Here is a 21,538-nt window from a genome sequence, read left to right on the forward strand (position 1 = left end):
GCTTGCCCCGGCATGGACGAGGTGCCCGGCAAGCGCAATATCAGGCCCTTGAGGAACCCCAGCCGACGCACGGCTGGAGTTCCTCGAGGCGGTGGGTGTCGGTCAGCAGGCGGAGTCGTCCGCGCCGTTCAGCACATCGTCTACGTGGAGTCGGCGGGCCTCACCGCATCGCGATCACCGCGTGATCAGGCGGGTCAGCGCTGCAGGGTGAGCAGTCCCGGACGGTACGGCAGCCTCTCGTAGGGGGTGCCCGAAGGTGTGCTGGGGGACAGGCCCTGGTAGAGGAACTGCAGGTTGCAGGGGTCGATGGTCATGGTCTGGTCGGGGTTGTTGCGGACCAGGTCACCGTGGCTGATGCTGTTGGTCCAGGTGGCGCCGCTGTTGGCCTTGCCCGCGAAGGGGTTGGACTCGGTGGCGGCCTGTGCGGTCCACGGGCCGTTCAGGCTGGTGGCGGTGAAGGAGCGGAAGAAGCGGTCCTCGTTCGCTCCGCGGGCCTCGACGATCATGAGGTACTGGTTCTGGCCCTGGACCTTGTAGACCTGCGGCGCCTCGAACAGGTTCTTGACCGTGTCGGTCATGACCGTGGTGTACGAGGAGCCGAAGCTGCCCGGGAAGTTCCCGATCGGGATGGTCGACTTGAAGATGCTGCCGTTGTCGTTCGCGAAGAACAGGTACATGTTCTGGCCGTCGGCGATCAGGGTCGGGTCGATCGGGCCGCCGCTGGGGAGAGTGCCGGTGAACAGCGCCTGCGGCGCGGACCAGCCGTTGGGGTTGGTGGGGTCGCTGGACGTGCGGTAGGTGAAGGGCCAGGCGGTACCCCACCCGAGAGAGGCCATCACCCAGATGTTCTTGGGCGCGAAGTAGAACACCTGGGGCGCCACCGCCGACGAGTTCATCGCGGTCTGTCCGGCCGACGCCATGTCCGACCAGTTCGTGAAGGGGGCGAAGCCCATCGAGTGCCAGTTGCCGTCGGAGTATGTCGCGTAGACCAGGTGCTTGCCGTTGTACACCGTGGTGGTGAAGTCCTTCAGCGAGAGCCACCCGTTGGCCGGCTGCGCCAGGGGGCCGGTCGAGCTCCACCGGTACGTCGACGGAAGAGAGCACGAGTTGGCCGAGCCGGACAGGCCGGTCCACTTCTGGTTGCTGCTGCCGGTGCAGTTCCACAGCTGCACCGCCGTGCCGTTGGCCGTGGCGCCGCCCGAGACGTCCAGGCACAGTCCGGACTCCACGGCGACGATCGTGCCGTCGGAGTTGACCCGCCACTGCTGGTTGGTGCCGCCGTTGCAGGACCAGATCACCGGCCGGGTCCCGGCCGTGGTGGCGTGGCCCGGAACATCCAGACACTTGTTGCCGTACACGGTCAGCTGGTTGCTGTCCGTCAGCGTCCACTGCTGGTTGGACGCGCTCGTGCAGTCCCAGATCTGCACGTTCGTGCCGTCGGCCTGGGCGGCGCCCGACACATCGAGACACCGGCCGGAGGCAGCGCCTCGCACGGCGCTGGTGGTGGCGGCCTGGGCCGGGCCGGCGACGAGCATCGCGCCCAAGAAGGCCAGGGCCCCGAGTGTGGCGGCGAGCACTACGGGCAGGGGTTTGCGGCGGGAAATGCGTCTGTGCATGGGGAACCTCGTCATCCTTGAGCGAGCGGTTCTGGCGGCTTCACCGGAAGCCGTGCGATGCCGACGCGATGCGGCTCAAGCGGCGCGTTCGGCATATCGGACACAGGTCGGAATATCGAGCAGACTGGATGATGAGAGAGTCGGCGAGCGCCGTCAATACTTCGCGCACGATTCGCGAACCGGAGCGTTCACGCGGCCGGCGCCGCAAAGGGCGCGCCTCTGGGCTCTCCAAGCGCGCTGATGCACCCGGGACCTGACGGAAAGAAAAGTTCCGTCGCGCGGCAACCCTTGGCGGAGCCTGTGGCAACAAGGAGGCGGATCCGGTCAGTTCTGGTGGCCGGGATCCGGATGTCCTCTGATGAACAGCGCGCAAGGAGAGCCCCCCTCCATGAACAACCCCACGAACGGCGGGCGCCGCGGGCGTCATCGCCGCCGCTGGACCGCTACCGGTCTGTTGCTCGGCGTGCCCGTCGTCCTGACCCGGACACCCACGGCGGGGCCGCAGGCTGGAGAGCCTGCGGCCCCGCCGTGGCATGGTCCAGCGACCTCACCACCACGGGCCGCCAATCCGCACCGCGTCGACACCAGCCACTGCCACCGTCCCCAGGGCCCGGGGACTGCGGAGCGTGGCGGGACCATCCGCCGCTGCTGGGAGTACGGTCACGGAGTGTCGCCGCCGCGCCGGCGCCTGGCGGTGCAGGCGGGCTGCGCAGCGGCCCGGACCGTGCTCAGGGCGTTTCCGGCGGGACCGGTCGGCGGGCCCCGACGGGAGGAGCCCGGTCCGGGTCCTCCCCTTCCGCCGACGGCGGCGGCCCCGCGGATGCCCTGTCCCGTTCGGGGTGCCACGGAATGGACCAGGCACCCCAAAGGCCGCGTGGGCGACCGGATCCTGGACAGCGACCGCGCTTTCGACGGGCGGTCGGCCCGAGTGGTTCGCCCCGTGGACGAGGTGCTTGCCGTTTTTGTAGGTGACGGTGGTGAAGTCCATCAGCGAGGCCCAGCCGTTCGCCGGCTGCGCCAGCGCGCCCGTCGAGGTCCACCGGTACGCCGGGGAAGAGCACACGTGTTCGCTCTTCGGCGCCGCGGTCGGCTGGACGGAGCAGCCATAAGGCTTGCGCCACCGCCGGCGTCAGGCATGCCCCGCTCCGCGGCGAACGGAAACCGGTCAACGCGAAAAAATGTGCGGCTCTTCGCGGCAACCTTATGCGGCCTCTGGGGCCACTCAGTGGTGTCCGGCCAAGTGGTCCGGTCAGATGCCACAGTTGAAAGAGAGCACAGGCATGTCCCTGGAACGAGAGGACAGACATGTCCCAGGCCCCCCCACGTCATCGGCGGCGTCACGCGCCGACGGTCACCGTGGCGGCGGGCGCCGTGACCGCCGGAGGCATCGTGGCCGTCGGTTGCTGGCGCGTCGGGGATTCTGGGCGGGTCTCTCCCTGGTGGTCGTGACCGGTTCGGCTGTCGTGGTCAGTCAGGCTTCGGCGGACCAGAAGACCCTGGATCTGAATAAGTGGTACGTCCTGGTCAACCGCGACAGCGGCAAGGTGCTGGACGACCGCGGCTCCGCCAAGGACGACGGCGCGGCGGTGGTGCAGTGGAGCCGTCATGGCGGGGCCAACCAGCAGTGGCGGTTCATCGACTCGGGTGACGGTTACTACCGGCTGCAGAACCGGACCTCCGGCAAGGTGCTGGACGACCTCGGCTGGTCGAAGACCGCCGGCTCCGCCCTCGTGCAGTGGAAAGACCTGAACGCCGCCAACCAGCAGTTCACACCGGCCAAGTCGTCCGACGGCTACGTGCGTCTCGTCAACCGCTTCAGCGGCATGGCCGTCGGTGTCAGGAACGCCGCCAAGGCCGACGGAGGCGACGTCGTCCAGAACCGCGACCGGGGCGGCGCCGACCAGCAGTGGAAGCTCGTCGAGGTCGGCAGCGTCGGCGGCACCGGGAATCCGGGGAACTCCGGCAGCACGCCCACGCCCGCGCCCGGCGGAAGCACTCCGGCCAGTCCGGCTCCGAGCGCTACCCGCCCGGTGCCGCCGGCGGCGTCTGCGACCGCCACCAACGGCAGTTCGGCGAAGCGGTTCATGGGCAGTGACACGGTGCTCATCGGCGGCTTGATGTCCGACGCCTCGGCGAACGCGGCGCCGTTCGACATGCGCTACGCCTATGTGCACAGCCAGCCCGCGCCCTCCTCGGACTACTACACGGCCGCGCGCTGCAAGGACGGGTGGTCGGGCTGGTGGGGCTGCTGGAACGGCAGCACCACGGCGCCCGGCACTTACGTGACCTGGCGGGACGACGTGGTCTCCCAGGCGGAGTACAAGGGCAGCAAGCGTCCGCAGAAGATGCTCTGGACCTGGTACTCGCTGCGGGACCTCGGGGACGCGGCGGGCGAGGGCGACGGCCCGGGCGAGGTCAAGGCCATCAACAGGACCGACCTGCTCACCCGGTACCTGAACGACTACCGTTTCTTCCTCCAGAAGATCGGCACGTCGCACGACGCGATCGACCTCGAGCCCGACTTCTGGGGCTTCGCCCGCTCGCTCGGCAACCTGCACCAGGTTCCCGCGCAGGTCCAGGCCTCGAATCCGAAGGACTGCGGGTCGCAGGAGAACAGCGCCGCCGGACTCGCCCAGTGCCTGATCTCGATGACGCACACGTACGCGCCGAACACCGCCGTGGGACTGCACCTCTCCTGCTTCGACTGGGAGACCGACGTCCAGAAGTGCGTCAAGGACTACGCGGACCTCGGGGCGAAGAACGCCGACTTCCTGGTCAGCGATGTGACGGACCGCGACGCGGGCTGGTACGCACAGCCGGCCCACGGCAGCCGTGACACCTTCTGGAACGACCAGAAGGCCGCCGCCTCGCTGAAGTTCTGGAAGACGATGGCCGAGTCAGTGGGCAAGCCGGTCGTCCTGTGGCAGATCCCCGTGGGCAACATGGCGCAGAACAACACGCCCGACCACTACAAGGACGACAAGGTGGACTGGTTCTTCGCGCACATGGACCAGGTCGCGAACGCACACATCGCCGGCCTGTTCTTCGGTGCGGGGTGGTCGGAGCAGACGACGCCCGAGACCGACGGCGGAAACCTGATCAACAAGACCATCGCCTATCACAACTCGGGTGGTACAGCCCTCAAGTAGGCGTAGCCGAAGAAGGCGCCCCCGTCTCTTTCGATGGGGGCGCCTTTCGTCGTCTTCGTCGGGCTGAGGACTTCTACGGCCGGATCGTCGAGCACGGGGACGCCCTCCGGACGGTCGTGGAAGAGGAGCGCCGACGGCAGCCCGCAGGACTGGCCGCCAGGGTCCACTTCGTCGTCGGCGAAGGTCTCGATGACGCAGACCGGCCCGAAGGACTCCGCGTAGTACGGCTCTGCCAGCACCGCGCCGACCAGGCGGACCGGGGCGGCGCCATCGGCCGCCTGCCTGCCCTTGCGCCGGTGACCTTCCTGCGCGTTGTCAACGCCAGGCTGTACACCGGCTGTGGGGCGACGCCTGCGGCGACATCCACAGGGGAGGAACCCCAGCCGATGCACGGCTGGGGTTCCTCTCGGTGGTGAGGGGGGTCGATCAGGCGGTCAGCGCTTCAGGGTGAGGATGCCGGGGCGGTAGGGCAGGTTGTCGTATGAGGCGTTCGAGTTGGGAGCCTTGCCCTGGTAGAGGAACTGCAGGTTGCAGGGGTCGACGGTCATGGTCTGGTCGGGGTTGTCGCGGACCAGGTCGCCGTGGCTGATGTCGTTGGTCCAGGTGGCGCCGCTGTTGGCCTTGCCGGCGAAGGGGTTGGACTCGGTGGCGGCCTGCGGGCTCCACGGGCCGTTCAGGCTGGTGGCGGTGAAGGAGCGGAAGTAGCGCTGCTCGCTCGCACCGCGCGCCTCGACGATCATGAGGTACTGGTTCTGGCCCTTGACCTTGTAGACCTGGGGTGCCTCGAACAGGTTCTTCGTCGTGTCGCTCATGACGGTCGTGTACGAGGAGCCGAAGTTGCCGGGGAAGTTCCCGATCGGCATGGACGTCTGGTAGATCTTGCCGTTGTCACCGGCGAAGAACAGGTACATGTTCTTGTCGTCGGCGATCAGGGTCTGGTCGATCGGGCCGGTGGCGGAGTCGGTGCGGGGGATGCTGCCGGTGAACAGCGGCTGCGGCGCGGACCAGCTGCCCGGGTCGGTGGGGTCGCTGGAGGTGCGGTAGTTGAACGCCCAGCCGCCGCTCCACTGGGACGCCAGCACCCAGATCTTCTTGGGCGCGAAGTAGAACAGCGTCGGCGCCACCGCGTTCTGGCGCATACCGGTCTGGTGGGCCGAGGCCATGTCCGGCCAGTCGGTGAACGGGCTGAACGCCATCGAGCCGTAGGCCGATCCCGAGAAGTCGGACCCGTAGACCAGGTGCTTGCCGTTGTAGGTCGTGGTGGTGAAGTCCTTCAGCGAGGCCCAGCCGTTCGCCGGCTGCGCCAGCGCGTCCGTCGAGGTCCACCGGTACGTCGACGGAAGAGCACACGTGTCGCTCTTCGGTGCCCCGGTCGTGGCACTCGTCGGCGCCGCGGTCGTGTCGCTCTTCGGTGCCCCGGTCGGCTTGAAGGTCCAGCGCTGGTTGCGGCCGCCGTTGGTGTCCCAGATCTGGACGGGGGTGCCGTTGGCGGTCTTGCCGCCGGGGAGCTCCAGCGCCCGGCCGCTGGCGACGTTGGTCAGCGTGTAGGAGCCGTCGCTGTTCTTGCCGGCCTTCCAGTGCTGGTGGGCGCCACCATTGGCGTCCCAGACCGTAAGCTTCGTCCCGTTGGCCGTCCGGCCTGCCGGCTCGTCCAGGACCCGGCCGCTGGCGATGTTGGTCAGCGTGTAGGAGCCGTCGCTGTTCTTGCCGGCCTTCCACTGCTGGTTGGAGGCGCCGCTGGCGTCCCACACCTGGAGCGGGGTGCCGTTGCCGTTGGATCCCGCGGGCTCGTCGAGCACACGTCCGGCGGCCACATTGGAGAGCGTGTAGACGGCGCCGGAGGTGATCTCCCCGGCCTGGGTACCACCGCCGGTGCTGCCGGTGCCGGCCGTGCTGCCGCCCGTGCCGCTGGTGCTGCTGCCCAGGGCGGTGAGTACGGCGTTGTAGGCGGGCTTCTTGTTGCCGCCCGCGTCGAACAGCAGGGCGTTCTCACCGGTGCGCCAGGAGTCGCTGTCGCGGATGCCCCACACCGTGATGCCCGTGCAGCGGGCGACGTTCACGCACGCCTGGACGGCGTTGGTGTACGCGGTGGCGGACGCCTGGGCGATGTCGAGCTCGGTGATCTGCACGTCCACGCCGAGCGCGGCGAAGTTGGACAGGGTGGTCTGGAAGCTGGCCGGCGGGCCGCTAGCGCCGAAGTGGCTCTGGAAGCCGACGCAGTCGATGGGCACGCCGCGGGACTTGAAGTCCTTGACCATCTTGTAGACGCCCTGCGTCTTGGCGTCGGACCAGTTCTCGATGTTGTAGTCGTTGTAGCAGAGCTTGGCCGAGGGGTCGGCGTCCCGGGCGGTGCGGAAGGCTTCCTCGATGAAGCCGTCGCCCAGCACGTCCTGGAACACCGAGCTGCGGTGCCGGCCGCTGCCGCCGTCGGCGAAGGCCTCGTTGACCACGTCCCAGGCGTAGATCTTGCCCTTGAAGTGGGTCATCTCGGTGGTGATGTGGTTCTTCAACACGCTGCGCAGCGTGCCGGCGTCGGTGATCGACTTCACCCAGGCGGGCAGTTGGGAGTGCCAGACCAGGGTGTGGCCACGCAGGCGCTGCCCGTGCGCGGAGGCGTGACTGACGATCGAGTCGGCGCCGGCGAAGGTGAACGACCCGCGGGAGGGTTCGATGGCGTCCCACTTCATCTCGTTCTCCGGGGTGATCATCTTGAATTCCCGGTCGAGAAGAGTGGAGTACGTGGAGTCGCCCATCCTGCCCGCGGCCACTGCCGTGCCGAAGTAACGGCCGCTGCCGGCCGCCGCCTCGGCGGCCGTGGCCGGTCCGGCGTCCGGCGTGCGTGCGGCCAGGGCGACCAGTGGTACGGCGGCACCCGCGGCGGCGAGAACCACGGCGGCGGCGATCACGCGGCGGGTTGCCGGACGGCGGCGATGAGAGCGGTTCTGATCTGACAACGGCATGTCCTTCTGGCACAGCGGGCCTTGATCCGGCCCCAGTACCTGCCAGTTGCCGCCACGCACACAGAGGTTGCCGCGATCGAGGGAGAAATTTTTTTGAAGGCCGTCGCCACGGTCCTCGCGCAGTTCCACGGCTACCTGCCGAGCACCACGGAGGCCACCTACGACGAAGGGAGCAACGGCGGCCGGCCGACTGGACCACGTACCAGCAGTTCGGGTACTCGGCCTCCCCCGACTGCACCGCCGCGCCATCACGGCCCCGACCTCCTCCTTCCTCGACAGCCTCAAGGACGGCGCGCCGGTCCGCACGGGCGCGCAGGTCCGCCTGGGTGTCGGGGACGGGCGGGTCTTCGCTGCGTGCCGGTGGCCGACCCGGCAACACCTGCCTCGCTGTACTCGACCCGGGGCGCCTCACCGGGATCCGCTCGACCATCGAGCTGTGCGGTGAGGGGACTCTTCCCCTCACCGCACCTCGGCGTTCACCCGGTCGGGACGAACCCGCCCCGGACCGACGCGGAGCCGCCCGAACCCTGCGCGTCGACGCGGTAGCCGTCGCCCGCGGCACTGCGGTCGCCGGTGCCGTTGTTGAACTGGGCGGCGAACTCATGGCTCCCGGCCGGCACGGTCAGGCCCGGCTTGAGGACCCAGCGGTAGACCAGCGTGTCGCCGGCCTCCTGGACGGTGACGGTGAAGTCACCGCTCGGCAGGGTCTGCCAGGTGCCGGTGTTCTTCACCCCGCCGGTCTGCACGATCCGTATCTCGACCGTGAGCGAGGTGAGCGGCTGCGTCGTCTTGAGGACGAGGTCGCTCTGCGTCCAGTAGACGGTGCTCCGCGGGTCCACCGAGCCGGCCGACGACAGCGGTCCGTTCCGGCTCTCGCCAACGGTCGGCGAGGGACTGGCGCTGGTGGCCGACGGAGTCGGGCGCGAGCTGCCCGGGGTGGTGGCCGGGGCCGGCGCGACAGGGGTGGGGCGGGCTGTCGTCGGGTGCGGGGAGCTGACGCTCGGGGACGGGCTGCCGGCAGGCGTGGTCACGGTGGGCAGGGGCGGCGGCGACGAGGTGGCGACGATGGCGGCGACGGCGAGGCCGCCGGTCGCCATGATGCCGCCGGCGGCGAGCCCGGCGAGGGCGATCCTGGTTCCGGACCTCGCGAACGGTCGCGCGCGGTGACGGACGGCGGGGCCGGCCATGCCGCGTTCCACCCGGGCCAGCATCCGCGCGCGGTCGGGCCGGTGGGCCTCGGCGGCCTCGCGCAGCCGACGCTCGATCTCCTCGTTCACCGCTTCCTCCTCCCTGCCACCAGGTCCCCGGCCGCTCGTGCGCCCAGGATCTTCTGCAGCTCGGCCATCCCCTTCGAGGTCTGGCTCTTCACCGTTCCCACCGATATGCCCAGCGCCGCCGCCGTGTCCTTCTCCGACAGGTCGAGGGCGTGCCGCAGCACCACGCAGGCACGCTTGCGGAACGGCAGCCGGGCGAGCGCCGCGCGGACGTCCAGCACGGCCGCCGAGTCGGGCCCCTCCACCTTCTCGGGGCTGCGGGACCAGAACAGCGTGATCCGGCGTCGCTCCCGCACCGCGCTGCGGATCCGTCCCCGCGCCAGGTTGGCCACCACACCGCGGGCGTAGGCGACCGGGTGGTCGGCCTGCCGCAACCGGTCCCACCGCTGCCACAGGGCGACCAGGGCATCCGCCGCGAGGTCGTCCGCCGCGTCGGCCTCGCCGGTCAGGAGGTGTGCCAGACGGGCGAGTTCGGCATAGTGGCGCTCGAAGAATTCGTGGAACTCCGCGGACGCGTCATCGAGGACCATCCCCCGCTCGCCCTCTCCTTGCCAGGATGTGCGCGTTGGTTGCACATTCAATAACATCGGGGGGCGCAGCCTAACAGTGCCGAGTCCGGGATTCGAACGGCGGGCGTGCTCGGTTGCGGGGCGCTGAAGGCTCACCGGCGGGCTGGTCACTGCCGGCCGAACCGGACGCGGGTCGGCCGGGCGACGTCCGGCTGCACGGCGGTGCCGCCGACGCCCGGCCGCTCCGCGTGGATACCGGTCCTCACACCAGTTCCGCTCCCGGAGGGACGGCACGCCGGCACACCGGCGGCCGGCAGCCCCAAGGGAATGCCCGTGACCAGTCCGCGTCTGCGCCACGGTTGCGGCGCGGCGTGCTTCGTTGCCCTCATGCCCGTCCATCCGGTTGTTCGACTCGGTCTTCCGGCTCCCAGTTGCCGCAGAAGACGAGAAGGTTGCCGCCCCGACGCTGCTTTCTCGGCGAGCGGTGCGCGGGACAGGAACCGTTCCCCCGGAACCCGATGCAGCGCACTGCGGCTCAGGTGCGGCGGGCCTCGCGCTCCGACTTCGCCTGGGCCGTGTCGATGACCGCCTCGACGGCACCGTACGGCCCCACGGCGGCCGGCTCGGCGTACGTCTCGCTGCGGGTCTCCTCGCTCCCGCCTCTTCCCCTTCCTCGGCGGCCGGACCATACTCTGACGCCCCGTCAGACAATGCGTCAGGGTCAGGGAGGTCCCGATGTCACTGCTCGCCGACAGGACGGTCGTCGTCTCGGGGGTCGGGGCGGGCCTGGGTCACCAGGTCGCCGCGGCCGTCGTCCGGGACGGGGGGAACGCCGTGCTGGGCGCCCGTACCGAGGCGAACCTCGTCAAGTGCGCGGCCGAGATCGATCCGGACGGGACGCACACCGCGTGGCGGGCGACCGACATCACCGACGAGGCGAGCTGCGAGGCGCTGGCGGGGCTGGCGCGGGAGCGGTTCGGGGGGATCGACGCGGTGGTCCAGGTCGCCGCATGGGACTCCTACTTCGGCGGACTGGAGGACGCCGACTTCACGACCTGGCAGTCGGTCGTCGACGTGAACCTGCTGGGATCGCTGCGGATCACCCGGGCCTGCCTGCCCTCCCTCAGGGTGCGGGGCGGATCGGTGGTCTTCATCGGCACCCAGTCCGCGGTCGCGGCCCCCTCCCAGGTGCGGCAGGCGGCGTACGCGGCCTCGAAGGGGGCGCTGACCAGTGCCATGTACTCGCTGGCGCGGGAGCTGGGGCCGCACCGGATCCGGGTGAACACCGTGCTGCCGGGCTGGATGTGGGGGCCGCCGGTGCAGGCGTACGTGCAGTTCACGGCGCACACGGAGGGGGTGCCCGAGGCGGAGGTGCTGGGCCGGCTGACGGAGCGGATGGCGTTGCCCGAGCTGGCCACGGACGGGGACGTGGCGGACGCGGCGGTGTTCCTGGCCTCGGACCGGGCGCGGGCGATCACGGGGCAGTCGTTGCTGGTCAACGCGGGGGAGCTGATGCGGTGACACCCTGACAGGCTGTTCATGTAGATGAACGTAGGACGCCATGTCGAATCGCGGCGTCTGGTCGCACCAGCGCGTCACCGACGTCGGCGACTTCGCCACCGCGGGCGGCAGGATACCCTGGTGGCGTACCGGCACCCGCGAAGGACTACGGCAGGCCCAGGGGCCGCGGGACCGGGACGCGTCCGGCTCAGCCCCCTGGGGGATACCTCGCCAGCCACCCCGGTGACGCGCCCGCCGGGTTGTGCAGGGCCGGGCCCTGGGTCATCTCCATCGCGAAGTCGTCGGCGAGTTCCAGGATCGTGGGACGGCCCTCCAGCTCGGCCAGCCAGGCCGGCGGGAGGGCCGTCTCGCCGTACAGGGCGCCGAGCAGTCCGCCGGTGAGGGCGGCGGTCGGGGCGGCGGGGCCGCCCTGGTTGACCGCGAGGCGCAGCCCGTGCCGCACGTCCTCCGCCACGAGCGCGCAGTACAGGGCGGCGGACAGCACGCCCGGTGCGCGCCCCTCCCCCGCCAGTTCGGCCACCCGCGCCGGCTCCGGCAGCCCCTGCCGTACGGCGCCCAGCGCGCGCTGCAACGCCTCCGAGACGGGCTCGTGCCCCGGCCACGCCGCCAGCAGCACGAGCGCCCGCTGCACCGCGGCGTCCATCTCCTCCCCCCGGGCCAGGGCGTGCACGGTGACGGCGTACGCGCCCGCCGCCAGGTACGCCGTCGGATGGCCGTGGGTCTGGGCCGCGCACTCCACGGCGAGCTGGGCGACGAGCTGCGGCTCCCAGCCGACGAGCAGCCCGAACGGCGCGGAGCGCGCGACGGGTTCGGGCCCGTCGGCCGCCGGGTTCTTGGGGTCGTCGAGCGTGCCCATCCGTTCGTCGCCGAGCCCCATGAGGAGCGGCCGGGTCGGCTCCCGGCGGGCGTACAGCCACTCCTCGCGGGCCAGCCAGCCGTCGTCCTTGCGGCGCAGGTCGGGGCCCCAGTCGCGCTGGGTGGCCGCCCATCGCAGGTACGCCCGGTGGAGATCGGTCGGCGGGTGCCAGGCGCCGGTGTCGCGCCGCACCTGGGCGCGGACGAGCCCGTCCACGGTGAACAGGGTGAGCTGGGTGTGGTGGGTGACGGCACCGCGCCGTCCGAAGGCGGGGACGAGGTCGACGACCCCCTCCGGCCCGAGGACCTGCCGTATCTCCTCGATGCCGTGCCCCTCGACGGGCGCCCCGAGCGCGTCCCCGACGGCCGCCCCCAGCAGTGTGCCCCGCACCCGGCTGCGGAAGTCCTGCTGCTCGGCACGGCCCCAGACGGCCCCTGATGTCGTACTCACCAAGTCCTCCCCAAGCCTGCGGGCACCGTCCGTACGTACGACGTCCGTCACTGTAATCGAACGGGGTCACGGGCAGGTGCGGGGTGGAGGGGTGGTGGAGGGCCGGTGGAGGTCCGAGCCGAGGCGCGAGAGGCGGGGGAGGCGGCATGCCGCCCGAGCCCTAATCGACGACCCTGACCTTCGTCCCGAGGTCGCCGAACGCCCACAGGGCCGCCCCGTCCGCCTTCGGCATCCGGATGCCGCCGGTCTGCGCGTCGGCGGCGGCCGGGGGCGGGGAGGCGCCGTCGACGGCGTTGGAGAAGGCGATGTTGACGCCGGAGACGACCGAGAAGTAGATGATGTGCTCGATCGCGACGCCGTCGGAACCGGTCGTCGCGTCCTTGCGGACGGAGATCGTGTAGGTGCCGGGCACGGGCGCGACCGTGCCCGGCCAGACCGTGAAGGTCCGGCGGGCCGTGTCGTCCGCGTCGACCAGCCAGACCCGGTGGTCGGAGAGGTCGTAGACGATCCTGCGGCCGGAGCCGGACGCCTCGGGCACCCCGGTCGCGGCCGGGGAAGCCGACGCCTTCGGCGTGGCGGACGCCTTCGCGCCCGGCGCGGCGGACGCCGACGCGCTCGGGCGGCCCGCGGCGGCCGTGGGATGCGGGCCCCGCTCGGCCTGCACCGTCAGGGCGCCGACCGCGGCGACGGCGCCGACCGTCAGACCGGTGACCCAGATCCACGAGGGAAGTCGGGCAGGCACGGGCACGCATCTCCTCGGCTACGGGACCCCGCCGGTGGGGCCTCCCCTGGGATCCTCCCTCCAGGGGAGGGTCGGATCATCGTACTCACTCCAGCACGGGCAGGAGTTCCGGCAGATGCCCGTCCGAGGCGCGGGCGGCGCGCTGCCGCTCCGCCGGCACCTCGCCGTACAGGGTGGTGCGCGCCCGGGCCGGGCGGCCGGCGGCCCCGGCGACCGCGATCAGATCCTTGACGGACTTGTACGAGCCGTAGGAGGAGCCCGCCATACGGGAGATGGTCTCCTCCATGAGGGTCCCGCCGAGGTCGTTCGCGCCGGAGCGCAGCATCTCCGCCGCACCCTCGGTGCCGAGCTTGACCCAGCTGGTCTGGATGTTCGGGATGTGCGGGTGCAGGAGCAGCCGGGCCATCGCCGTGACCGCGCGGTTGTCGCGCATCGTCGGGCCGGGGCGGGCGATGCCGGCCAGGTAGACGGGCGCGTTGGTGTGGATGAAGGGCAGCGTCACGAACTCGGTGATGCCGCCGGTCCGCTGCTGGATCCCGGCCAGGGTGCGCAGGTGCCCGAGCCAGTGCCGGGGCTGGTCGACATGGCCGTACATCATCGTCGAGGTCGACGGGATGCCGACCTCGTGGGCGGTGGTGATCACCTCGATCCAGGTGGCGGCGGGCAGCTTGCCCTTGGTGAGGACCCAGCGGACCTCGTCGTCGAGGATCTCGGCGGCGGTGCCCGGGATGGAGTCCAGTCCGGCCTCCTTGGCGGCGATCAGCCACTCGCGGATCGACAGGCCGGTGCGGGTCGCGCCGTTGACGACCTCCATCGGCGAGAAGGCGTGCACATGCATCCCGGGGACCTTCTCCTTCACCGCCTTCGCGATGTCGAAGTACGCCGTGCCGGGCAGGTCGGGGTGGATGCCGCCCTGCATGCACACCTCCACCGCGCCCACGTCCCACGCCTGCCGGGCGCGGTCGGCCACCTGGTCGAGGGAGAGGGTGTAGGCGTCGGCGTCGGTGCGGCGCTGGGCGAAGGCGCAGAAACGGCAGCCGGTGTAGCAGACGTTGGTGAAGTTGATGTTCCGGGTGACGATGTAGGTGACGTCGTCGCCGACCGCCGCCCGGCGGACGTCGTCGGCGATCCGGGTCAGCGCGTCCAGCGCCGGACCGTCCGCGTGCAGCAGGGCGAGGGCCTCGGCGTCCGTGAGGCGGGTCGGGTCGTCGGCGGCCGTGGCCAGAGCCTGCCGTACGTCGGTGTCGATGCGCTCGGGCGCCATGCCGGGGACGGCCGCCTCCCGCAGGGCGGACCAGTCGCCGTACACCTCGTCGAAGTCCGCGCGCCGGTCGGAGGTGCGCCCCTCGGTGTCGATCGAGGCGTGGAGGTCGGTGCGGCCGGAGGCGGTGAAGACCTCCTCCGGTTCCTGCCACGGGCGGCCCTCGACGACCGCGTCCGGCACGGCGAGACCGGTGGCCGGGTCGGCGAGCGCGCGCACGTGCGGCAGCAGCCGCGGGTCCAGCCAGGGTTCACCGCGGGTGACGAACTCCGGGTACACGCAGAGACGTTCACGCAGGGTGAAGCCGGCCGCCGCGGACCGGGCGGCCAGCTCCTCGATCTGCGGCCAGGGGCGCTCGGGGTTGACGTGGTCGATGGTCAGCGGGGAGACCCCGCCCCAGTCGTCGATGCCCGCGCCGATCAGCCGCTCGTACTCGCTGTCGACCAGGTTGGGCGGGGCCTGGAGGTTCGCGGACGGGCCCATGAGCAGGCGGGCGACGGCCACCGTCGCGACCAGCTCGTCGAGTTCGGCGTCCGGCATGCCGCGCATGGCCGTGTCCGGCTTGGCGCGGAAGTTCTGGATGATCAGCTCCTGGATGCCGTGGTGGGCCCGGGAGATCCGGCGCAGCGCGAACAGCGACTCCGCCCGCTCCTCGTACGTCTCACCGATCCCGATGAGGATCCCGGAGGTGAAGGGGACGGAGGAGCGGCCCGCGTCCTCCAGCACGCGCAGCCGTACGGCCGGTTCCTTGTCCGGGGAGCCGTGGTGCGGGCCGCCGGGCTCGGACCACAGCCGGGTGGCGGTCGTCTCCAGCATCATGCCCATGCTGGGCGCGACCGGCTTCAGCCGCTGGAAGTCGGTCCAGGACATCACCCCGGGGTTGAGGTGCGGGAGCAGTCCCGTCTCCTCCAGGATGCGTACGGAGATGGCGCGGACGTAGGCGATGGTGTCGTCGTAGCCGTGCGCGTCGAGCCACTCGCGCGCCTCGGGCCAGCGGTCCTCGGGCTTGTCTCCGAGCGTGATGAGGGCTTCCTTGCAGCCGAGGGCCGCGCCCTTGCGGGCGACGTCGAGGACCTCGTCGGGGGACATGAACATCCCGTGCCCGGCGCGCCGCAGCTTGCCGGGGACGGTGACGAAGGTGCAGTAGTGGCACTTGTCCCGGCACAGCCGGGTGAGGGGGATGAAGACGCTCTTCGAGTACGTGATGACGCCGGGCCGGCCGGCCGCCTGAAGGCCCGCGTCGCGCACCCGCGCGGCGGACGCGGCGAGGTCGTCGAGGTCCTCGCCGCGCGCCTGGAGCAGGACGGCCGTCTCGCTCACGTCGAGCGCGACGCCGTCCCGGGCACGTTTGAGAGCGCGACGCATGGAGTTCTCGGTGGGGCCGGGAAGAGGGCCGGGGCCGGTTCCGGAGGTCGCGGAAGTCGTCATCCCTTGAGCATACGTTCGGGCTGATCAGAGCCGGTGGGGGAGCCCGATTCGTCCCTCGTCCCAGGTCGTTACACGGTGTCACTGGAAGCGGTGGCGTACGGGCCGTACTCGTCGAGGAGCTTGAGGATCTCGCTCTCGCCGGCCGGCGGCAGCTGGAGCACGGCCTCCTCGATGCCGAGGTCGGCGTAGTGGGCCAGCTTGCCCGGGGAGGGGTGGACGGCGTACGGCACGACCTGGAGCGCCTCCGGCTCGCGCCCGGCGTCCGCCCACGCGGCGCGCAGCAGCGGCAGGGTCTCGGACAGCCCGCGCCCGCCGATCGGCAGCCAGCCGTCGGCGTACTCGCAGATGTGGGCGAACAGCTTGGGCCCGGCGGCCCCGCCGATGAGCGTGCGCGGCCCGACGACCGGCCCGCGCGGCTGCTGCACGGGCTTCGGATAGGCGCTGCTGGCCCGGACGGACCCGTACACGCCCTCGTACGCGGTCGGCTCCTCGCTCCACAGGGCGCGCATCAGCGCCATCCGGTCCCGCACCAGCTCGCGCCGTGTCCGCCACTCGACGCCGTGGTCGGCGGCTTCCTCCACGTTCCAGCCGAAGCCGAGGCCGAGGGTGAGCCGGCCGCCGGAGAGGTGGTCGACGGTGGCGACCTGCTTGGCGAGGTCGATCGGGTCGTGCTGGGCGACGAGCGTGATGCCGGTACCGAGACCGAGGCGCTCGGTGACGGCGGCGGCCTGGCCGAGGGCGACGAACGGGTCGAGGGTGCGGCCGTACTCGCGGGGCAGTTCGCCGCCGGCCGGGTACGCGGTGGTCCGCTCGACGGGGATGTGCGTGTGCTCGGGCACGTACAGCCCGGCGAACCCGCGCTGTTCCAGCTCCCGGGCGAGGCGGGTCGGGGTGATCGTCTCGTCGGTGAGGAAGATCGTTACGGCGATGCGCATGGCGGGCCTTTCGGTGCCGGTTCATCTGGGCCGGTTCATCTGTACCGGCAGAAGGGGTCGGTGTCCATACCGACCGGTCGGCATCGATCGGCTTCGGTCGGCATGGATCGGCAACGGCTCGGCATCGGTCGGCGACGTGGGGAGGGTGACGTGGGGAGGGTGACGTCGTGACGCACGCGCAGGACGGCCCGATGGCACGCCGAGCGCTGCTCGCGACGGGAGCCGCCGCGGCGCTTACGTTGGGAAACGTGAGCTTCGCAGCCGCAGACGGACGACAAGGACCCCGAGACCCGCGGGACCCGCAGCCGGAGACCTGGACGGTGCGGGGCACCCTGCCGCCCGGCTCTCCCGACTATGTGTACGTGCCCGTCGACGTGCCGCCGGGCGTCCGCGAGCTGAGGGTGGCGTACGCCTACGACCGCCCCGCCGTCCCGGCCGGCATCCCCGGCAACGCGCTCGACATCGGCCTCTTCGACGAACGCGGCACCGCGCCGGGCGGCGAGGGCTTCCGGGGCTGGTCGGGCGGGGCGCGCACCGAGTTCTTCGTCCGGGCGGACGAGGCGACGCCGGGCTATGTGCCGGGACCGGTCCGCGCGGGCCGGTGGCACATCGCGCTCGGCCCCTACACGGTGGCGCCGCAGGGCCTGACGTACGAGATCACGGTCACCCTGACCCACGGCGACCCGGCGCCCGCCGCCCCGCCCGCCTCCTATCCGCCCGGCAGCGCGAAAGGCCGGGGCCGGGCCTGGTACCGGGGCGACTGCCACCTGCACTCCTGGTACTCCGACGGCCGCCGCACCCCGGCCGAGATCGGCGCCCTCGCCCGGGCGGCGGGCCTGGACTTCATCAACACCTCCGAGCACAACACGCACGCGGGCCACGGGGCGTGGGCGGACGTGGCCGGTGACGACCTGCTGGTGCTGCTCGGCGAGGAGGTCACCACCCGCAACGGCCACGTCCTGGCGGTCGGCACGGCCCCCGGCACCTTCGTGGACTGGCGCTACCGGGCGCGGGAGGGCCTCTTCCCCCGCTTCGCCCGCCGCATCCGCCACGCGGGCGGCCTGGTGATCCCCGCCCATCCGCACGCCACCTGCGTCGGCTGCTCCTGGAAGTTCGGCCTCGGGGAGGCGGACGCGGTGGAGGCGTGGAACGGCTCCTACACCCCCGACGACGAGGTGACGCTCGCGGAGTGGGACGCGACCCTGCGGGGCGGTCCGGCGCGGTGGCTCCCGGCGGTGGGCAACAGCGACGCACACCGGGACCCGGACGTGGTCGGCCTGCCCCAGACCGTGGTCCTCGCGGACGCCCTGACCCGGGAGGCGATCCAGGAGGGCATCCGGGCGGGCCGGGTGTACGTGGCGGAGTCGGGCGCGGTGTCGCTGTCCTTCACGGTGACCGGCGGCCGGGGCGAGCGGGCGGGCATCGGCGAGCGGCTGCGGGTGGACGCGGACACCCCGGTGACGGTCCGCCTGGAGGCGACGGGCGCCCCGCGCTGCACGGTCCGCTTCGTGACCGACGGGGGCGTGGTGTTCACGAGCGCCCCGCTGCCGGTGTCGGGCGCGGGGGTCGTGGAGTGGCGTACGACCCCGGCGTACGCGGCGTACGTACGGGCGGAGGTCCGCCACGAGGTGGCGGCGGGCCCGCTGCCGGGGGCGCTGGCGGCGTTCACGAATCCGGTGTTCCTGGGGAGGTGAGGGCCCCGGCCTCAGGCCGGCTCTTTGCCGGAACCCGGCAGGACTGCGGGGCTCTTGACTGCCTGACGCTTGCCTTGTCTGCCCGGTCCTGACGGGAGAGGCTACGAGGACGGGGGCCGGGCAGGTGGGCCGGGCACGAGCGTTCGGGCACGAGCGTTCGGGCACGAGCGTTCAGGCCCGAGGGCCGGGCACGGGCGGACGGGCGGACGGGGGGCGTCGGACGTGGCGAGCAGGGGCGGCACCACGCACAGACGGGGCAAGCGCCCGCCACGGCCGCACTCCCCGGCGCGGACGCGGGCGTGGGGCGCACTGCTCCTGACGCTGTCCCTGCTCCCGGCCCTGGCCTGCTCCTTCGCCTTCGCCCGCTGGCTGCCCGACGACCTCGACCGCTACCGGGACTACGCGAGCGCCGGGCCCTGCGCGGCGGGCACGTCACCACGGGAGCACGAGGACTGCCTGCGCGAGGTCGTCTTCACGGTGGACGCGACGAGGATCAAGGGCGGCAAGGGCGCCGTCTACCGGGCAACGCTCTCCGGAGCGCCCTTCTGGAACGGCGTCCTGGACTTCGGCGACTCGGGCCCGCTGCTGTCCGAGCTCGAACCGGGCGACCGGGTCACCGGCACCGTCTGGCGCGGCGAGATCATGTCGGTCAGCCGCGACGGGCTCCTCCAGGCGTCCTCCGACGAGCCGCGCGACGACCCCCAGATGCCCGCCGCGCTCGGCACCCTCGCCGGTCTCCTCGCGGCCCTGGCCCTCACCGTCGGCACCGCCCGCCTGACCCGGCCGAACCCTCCGTTCCCCTTCCCCTGGCGCGGCTGGGGCAAGCCGATGCTGATCATCCTCTGCGTCGGCTGCCCCGTCCTGGGCCTGGTCGGAGTGTGGTGGGACATCCCCTGGTGGCTGTTCCCCCCGGTCCTCGTCCCGCTCATGGGGTACACGGCGTGGGAACTCCACCGCTATCCGCGGCGGCGCCGGTGGCCTGCGGCGGATTCCTGACCTGCCGTCGGCGATCCATACGGTCGGCCACTGCCGCTGTTCCGACGCCCGCGTTCATCAGCGTTTGCGGGGCGGGAGGCCGGCCACCTCACCGCGCGGGCAGCGGCCCGTACACCGTGCCGCGTTTCGTTCGCCGGAGGCTCCCGTCGCGGCGTCTAGTCTCGGCCCGTGGACCAGCCCGATCAGCCCGAACAAGCCGAGCAGGCCGAGCAGTGCGCCGAGGGCGCGGGACCGTTCACGACCCGGCTCACCTGGCGGCCTCCCGGTGGCGGCACCGCCGTCTGGGAGTCACGGCCCGCCCGGCGGCAGGGCATCATCGCCGTACGCGCGCCCGGTGCGGCCACGGGCCGGGACAGCAGCGCCGACGCGGTCGGAGTCCGTCGGCTCCGCCTGCTCAACGCCATCGCCGCGACCGCCTTCGTCATCGGCGGGGCGCTCTTCGCGCTCGGCGCGGGCGTGGCCCAGTTCGGCTCCGGGGACGCCACCACGTGCGCGTCGATCTACTTCGCGGGGGGCCTCTTCTTCAACACGGGTGGTTTCACCTCCCTCCTCCAGGTCGTCAACGCACCCCGCCACGTCCCCGGCGGCGAGGGCCGACTGGTCACGCCCCCGTGGCGCTGGTGGAGTTACGAGCCCTCGCGCATCGACTGGCTGAGCGTGTTCGTCCTCTTCGTCGGCACCCTGGTCTTCGGCGTCAACCTGCTGGACTCGTTCCTCCAGGGTCTGAGCGTGCAGCAGGTCAACCGGCTGATCTGGGTGCCGGACGTGATCGGCTGCATGCTGTTCCTGATCTCCGGTCACCTCGGCTTCGTCGAGCTCTGCCACGGCCACCGGCTCTGTCTGCGCCGCCGCAGCCTCGGCTGGTGGATCGTCGCCGTGAACCAGTTCGGCTCCGTCCTCTTCATGGTCTCGGCGATCGCCGCGTACACCCGCCCCGCGACGGACAGCCTCGTCAACACGGACATCGCCAACTGGGGCACCCTGCTCGGCGGGGCCTGCTTCTCGGTGGGCGGAGTCCTGCAGCTCTTCGAGCGGCCCTGACACCGCCGTGGGGGTCCTTCGAGGACTCAGTCCACCACCTGCGGATCACGGAAGTAGTAGACGACCGTCACTCCCATGCCCTTGGTGTGTGTGTGTAGACGACCGTGATCGCCTCGGCCGAGTCGCGGGCGAGCGGGGTCGTGTACGTGTACTCCACCGACGGCGGCCGCCAGCCGGGGATCGCTCGGCCCACCGCCGGGTCGCGTCCGATCGCCAGGAGCGCATCCCGGACGACCTCTCGCTCACCCTCGGTCAAATCACCGAACGCCTTCTTCGCGGGCTCGGCCTCCTCCAGAGGGACATCGTTCACGCAGGGCCGCCTTCGCCGCGCGCGTCCTCCAGAGCGGTCATGATCTCCGGCGAGTTCCTGATCAGGATCCGGTGCCGGTAGGCCCGTACCACTGCCGCCGCGCCCGCGAAGTCGTTGGTCGGGGCGGCTCCTATGGCGGCGGCCAGCTCCTGCTCGAAACGCTCCCGGTCACCAGGGAAGCCGTAGCGGCTGAGCGCACTGCGCAGATCGTCCACGGTCCGGATCTCCGGGAGCGGCATCGCTCCCCAGCCGTGCTCGGGCTGTGCGCTCATGGTCTGCTCCTGACGAACGAGGCATGGCTCCTCTTCCAGTATGGCGCCGACGAACCGGGCCCGGCAGCCCGTACTCACCGCGCCACCCCGCCTCCGCAGTCCGCCCACAGCAGCTTGCCGCCCCTCGACGCGCCGAGTTCGCGCAGCACGGACACGCCCACCTCGTCGGCACAGGCCCGCACCAGATGCAGCCCCCGGCCGCCTTCGGTGTCGGGCGGCGGTACGGCGTCCTTGTCGACGTCGGCCGAGAAGGCGGGCGGGATCCTCGGATCCGTATCCCAGACGGCGACCCGTAGGCGGCCGGGGTGCGGGGACAGGACGCGTAGGGAGTACGGGCCCTTCGTATGGCAGTGCGAGTTGGCGAGCAGCTCACCCGCGACCAGCTCCGCCGTGGGCGTCAGCTCGCCCAGGTCATGGGCGGCGAGGATCAGCCTGAGGGTGCCTCGGGCGATACCCGGTGCGCGTGGATCTCGGGGAAGGTGCAGGGTGTAGTTCCAGCACGGGGTTACGGTGGCCATGGAAGT

At 71.6% G+C, this 21,538-nt stretch carries 19 protein-coding genes; 6 read left to right on the plus strand and 13 right to left on the minus strand.

Features of this window, described 5'->3' with window-relative positions; translation table 11 throughout:
* Nucleotides 1-194 precede the first annotated feature (194 nt).
* Nucleotides 195-1,616: a non-reducing end alpha-L-arabinofuranosidase family hydrolase gene (locus AQJ58_RS18060; RefSeq protein ID WP_067251323.1), complete on the minus strand. Its 1,422-nt coding sequence runs from the start codon at nucleotides 1,614-1,616 to the stop codon at nucleotides 195-197.
* 547 nt (nucleotides 1,617-2,163) lie between these two features.
* Nucleotides 2,164-2,637: a non-reducing end alpha-L-arabinofuranosidase family hydrolase gene (locus AQJ58_RS44465; RefSeq protein WP_234360103.1), complete on the minus strand. Its 474-nt coding sequence runs from the start codon at nucleotides 2,635-2,637 to the stop codon at nucleotides 2,164-2,166.
* Between AQJ58_RS44465 and AQJ58_RS45370 the strand changes: the two genes are divergently transcribed.
* Together AQJ58_RS45370 and AQJ58_RS18065 are read left to right on the plus strand one after the other, a co-directional pair.
* Complete coding sequence (locus tag AQJ58_RS45370) at nucleotides 2,594-2,725, plus strand: hypothetical protein (protein WP_267892066.1); 132 nt, start codon at nucleotides 2,594-2,596, stop codon at nucleotides 2,723-2,725. The two genes, AQJ58_RS44465 and AQJ58_RS45370, sit on opposite strands and share 44 nt — an antisense overlap.
* Before the next feature lie 336 nt (nucleotides 2,726-3,061).
* Nucleotides 3,062-4,765: an RICIN domain-containing protein gene (locus AQJ58_RS18065; protein WP_234360084.1), complete on the plus strand. Its 1,704-nt coding sequence runs from the start codon at nucleotides 3,062-3,064 to the stop codon at nucleotides 4,763-4,765.
* On the opposite strand, the gene AQJ58_RS18070 is transcribed toward AQJ58_RS18065, so the two are convergent.
* From AQJ58_RS18070 to AQJ58_RS18085, 4 genes are all read right to left on the minus strand, one after another.
* Nucleotides 4,735-5,004, minus strand: a complete 270-nt coding sequence (locus AQJ58_RS18070; protein ID WP_067251325.1) for a hypothetical protein — start codon at nucleotides 5,002-5,004, stop codon at nucleotides 4,735-4,737. The genes AQJ58_RS18065 and AQJ58_RS18070 overlap by 31 nt on opposite strands.
* A 195-nt stretch (nucleotides 5,005-5,199) precedes the next feature.
* Nucleotides 5,200-7,725 carry a non-reducing end alpha-L-arabinofuranosidase family hydrolase gene (locus AQJ58_RS18075; protein WP_079079005.1) on the minus strand — a complete coding sequence of 842 codons (2,526 nt, stop codon included), beginning with the start codon at nucleotides 7,723-7,725 and terminating at the stop codon, nucleotides 5,200-5,202.
* A 476-nt stretch (nucleotides 7,726-8,201) separates the two neighbouring features.
* On the minus strand, nucleotides 8,202-9,002 hold the full coding sequence (locus AQJ58_RS18080; protein WP_067251328.1) for a hypothetical protein: 801 nt from the start codon (nucleotides 9,000-9,002) through the stop codon (nucleotides 8,202-8,204).
* Nucleotides 8,999-9,529, minus strand: coding sequence for a SigE family RNA polymerase sigma factor (locus AQJ58_RS18085; RefSeq protein ID WP_067251329.1), 531 nt, complete (start codon nucleotides 9,527-9,529; stop codon nucleotides 8,999-9,001). The genes AQJ58_RS18080 and AQJ58_RS18085 overlap by 4 nt, the downstream gene beginning before the upstream one ends.
* 714 nt (nucleotides 9,530-10,243) lie before the next feature.
* Between AQJ58_RS18085 and AQJ58_RS18090 the strand changes: the two genes are divergently transcribed.
* Nucleotides 10,244-11,029 carry an SDR family oxidoreductase gene (locus tag AQJ58_RS18090; protein ID WP_067251331.1) on the plus strand — a complete coding sequence of 262 codons (786 nt, stop codon included), beginning with the start codon at nucleotides 10,244-10,246 and terminating at the stop codon, nucleotides 11,027-11,029.
* A gap of 187 nt (nucleotides 11,030-11,216) precedes the next feature.
* On the opposite strand, the gene AQJ58_RS18095 is transcribed toward AQJ58_RS18090, so the two are convergent.
* From AQJ58_RS18095 to AQJ58_RS18110, 4 genes are all read right to left on the minus strand, one after another.
* A complete protein-coding gene (locus tag AQJ58_RS18095) occupies nucleotides 11,217-12,335 on the minus strand; it encodes an ADP-ribosylglycohydrolase family protein (protein ID WP_067251333.1) in 1,119 nt (372 codons plus the stop codon).
* 160 nt (nucleotides 12,336-12,495) lie between these two features.
* Complete coding sequence (locus AQJ58_RS18100; protein WP_107122076.1) at nucleotides 12,496-13,083, minus strand: L,D-transpeptidase; 588 nt, start codon at nucleotides 13,081-13,083, stop codon at nucleotides 12,496-12,498.
* Between the two features lie 79 nt (nucleotides 13,084-13,162).
* Complete coding sequence (locus AQJ58_RS18105; RefSeq protein ID WP_067251336.1) at nucleotides 13,163-15,766, minus strand: bifunctional FO biosynthesis protein CofGH; 2,604 nt, start codon at nucleotides 15,764-15,766, stop codon at nucleotides 13,163-13,165.
* 68 nt (nucleotides 15,767-15,834) lie between these two features.
* Complete coding sequence (locus AQJ58_RS18110; protein ID WP_067251338.1) at nucleotides 15,835-16,701, minus strand: LLM class F420-dependent oxidoreductase; 867 nt, start codon at nucleotides 16,699-16,701, stop codon at nucleotides 15,835-15,837.
* A gap of 191 nt (nucleotides 16,702-16,892) precedes the next feature.
* Between AQJ58_RS18110 and AQJ58_RS18115 the strand changes: the two genes are divergently transcribed.
* The 3 genes from AQJ58_RS18115 to AQJ58_RS18125 all read left to right on the plus strand — a co-directional run bounded on the left by AQJ58_RS18115 (nucleotide 16,893) and on the right by AQJ58_RS18125 (nucleotide 20,432).
* Nucleotides 16,893-18,395 carry a CehA/McbA family metallohydrolase gene (locus tag AQJ58_RS18115; RefSeq protein WP_067251814.1) on the plus strand — a complete coding sequence of 501 codons (1,503 nt, stop codon included), beginning with the start codon at nucleotides 16,893-16,895 and terminating at the stop codon, nucleotides 18,393-18,395.
* Between the two features lie 222 nt (nucleotides 18,396-18,617).
* A complete protein-coding gene (locus AQJ58_RS18120; protein WP_079079007.1) occupies nucleotides 18,618-19,391 on the plus strand; it encodes a hypothetical protein in 774 nt (257 codons plus the stop codon).
* A 168-nt stretch (nucleotides 19,392-19,559) separates the two neighbouring features.
* On the plus strand, nucleotides 19,560-20,432 hold the full coding sequence (locus tag AQJ58_RS18125; protein WP_067251340.1) for a hypothetical protein: 873 nt from the start codon (nucleotides 19,560-19,562) through the stop codon (nucleotides 20,430-20,432).
* 67 nt (nucleotides 20,433-20,499) lie between these two features.
* Here the strand turns inward: AQJ58_RS18125 and AQJ58_RS18130 are convergent, their stop codons facing one another.
* The 3 genes from AQJ58_RS18130 to AQJ58_RS18140 all read right to left on the minus strand — a co-directional run bounded on the left by AQJ58_RS18130 (nucleotide 20,500) and on the right by AQJ58_RS18140 (nucleotide 21,532).
* Complete coding sequence (locus tag AQJ58_RS18130) at nucleotides 20,500-20,742, minus strand: hypothetical protein (RefSeq protein WP_067251341.1); 243 nt, start codon at nucleotides 20,740-20,742, stop codon at nucleotides 20,500-20,502.
* On the minus strand, nucleotides 20,739-21,014 hold the full coding sequence (locus AQJ58_RS18135; protein WP_159056262.1) for a hypothetical protein: 276 nt from the start codon (nucleotides 21,012-21,014) through the stop codon (nucleotides 20,739-20,741). The genes AQJ58_RS18130 and AQJ58_RS18135 overlap by 4 nt, the downstream gene beginning before the upstream one ends.
* 74 nt (nucleotides 21,015-21,088) lie before the next feature.
* A complete protein-coding gene (locus AQJ58_RS18140) occupies nucleotides 21,089-21,532 on the minus strand; it encodes an ATP-binding protein (protein ID WP_107122077.1) in 444 nt (147 codons plus the stop codon).
* Nucleotides 21,533-21,538 lie beyond the last annotated feature (6 nt).

Origin of the sequence: Streptomyces sp. DSM 15324 (assembly GCF_001514285.1) — a bacterium.
In the GTDB taxonomy this organism is placed as follows: domain Bacteria; phylum Actinomycetota; class Actinomycetes; order Streptomycetales; family Streptomycetaceae; genus Streptomyces.

Bases quoted from the DNA above. Each gene is read 5' to 3' on its own strand.
- AQJ58_RS18105 (WP_067251336.1), bottom strand. From the start codon at position 15,766: ATGACGACTTCCGCGACCTCCGGAACCGGCCCCGGCCCTCTTCCCGGC.
- AQJ58_RS18085 (WP_067251329.1), bottom strand. From the start codon at position 9,529: ATGGTCCTCGATGACGCGTCCGCGGAGTTCCACGAATTCTTCGAGCGC.
- AQJ58_RS18140 (WP_107122077.1), bottom strand. From the start codon at position 21,532: ATGGCCACCGTAACCCCGTGCTGGAACTACACCCTGCACCTTCCCCGA.
- AQJ58_RS18115 (WP_067251814.1), top strand. From the start codon at position 16,893: ATGGCACGCCGAGCGCTGCTCGCGACGGGAGCCGCCGCGGCGCTTACG.
- AQJ58_RS18090 (WP_067251331.1), top strand. From the start codon at position 10,244: ATGTCACTGCTCGCCGACAGGACGGTCGTCGTCTCGGGGGTCGGGGCG.
- AQJ58_RS18110 (WP_067251338.1), bottom strand. From the start codon at position 16,701: ATGCGCATCGCCGTAACGATCTTCCTCACCGACGAGACGATCACCCCG.
- AQJ58_RS18060 (WP_067251323.1), bottom strand. From the start codon at position 1,616: ATGCACAGACGCATTTCCCGCCGCAAACCCCTGCCCGTAGTGCTCGCC.
- AQJ58_RS18135 (WP_159056262.1), bottom strand. From the start codon at position 21,014: ATGAGCGCACAGCCCGAGCACGGCTGGGGAGCGATGCCGCTCCCGGAG.
- AQJ58_RS18075 (WP_079079005.1), bottom strand. From the start codon at position 7,725: ATGCCGTTGTCAGATCAGAACCGCTCTCATCGCCGCCGTCCGGCAACC.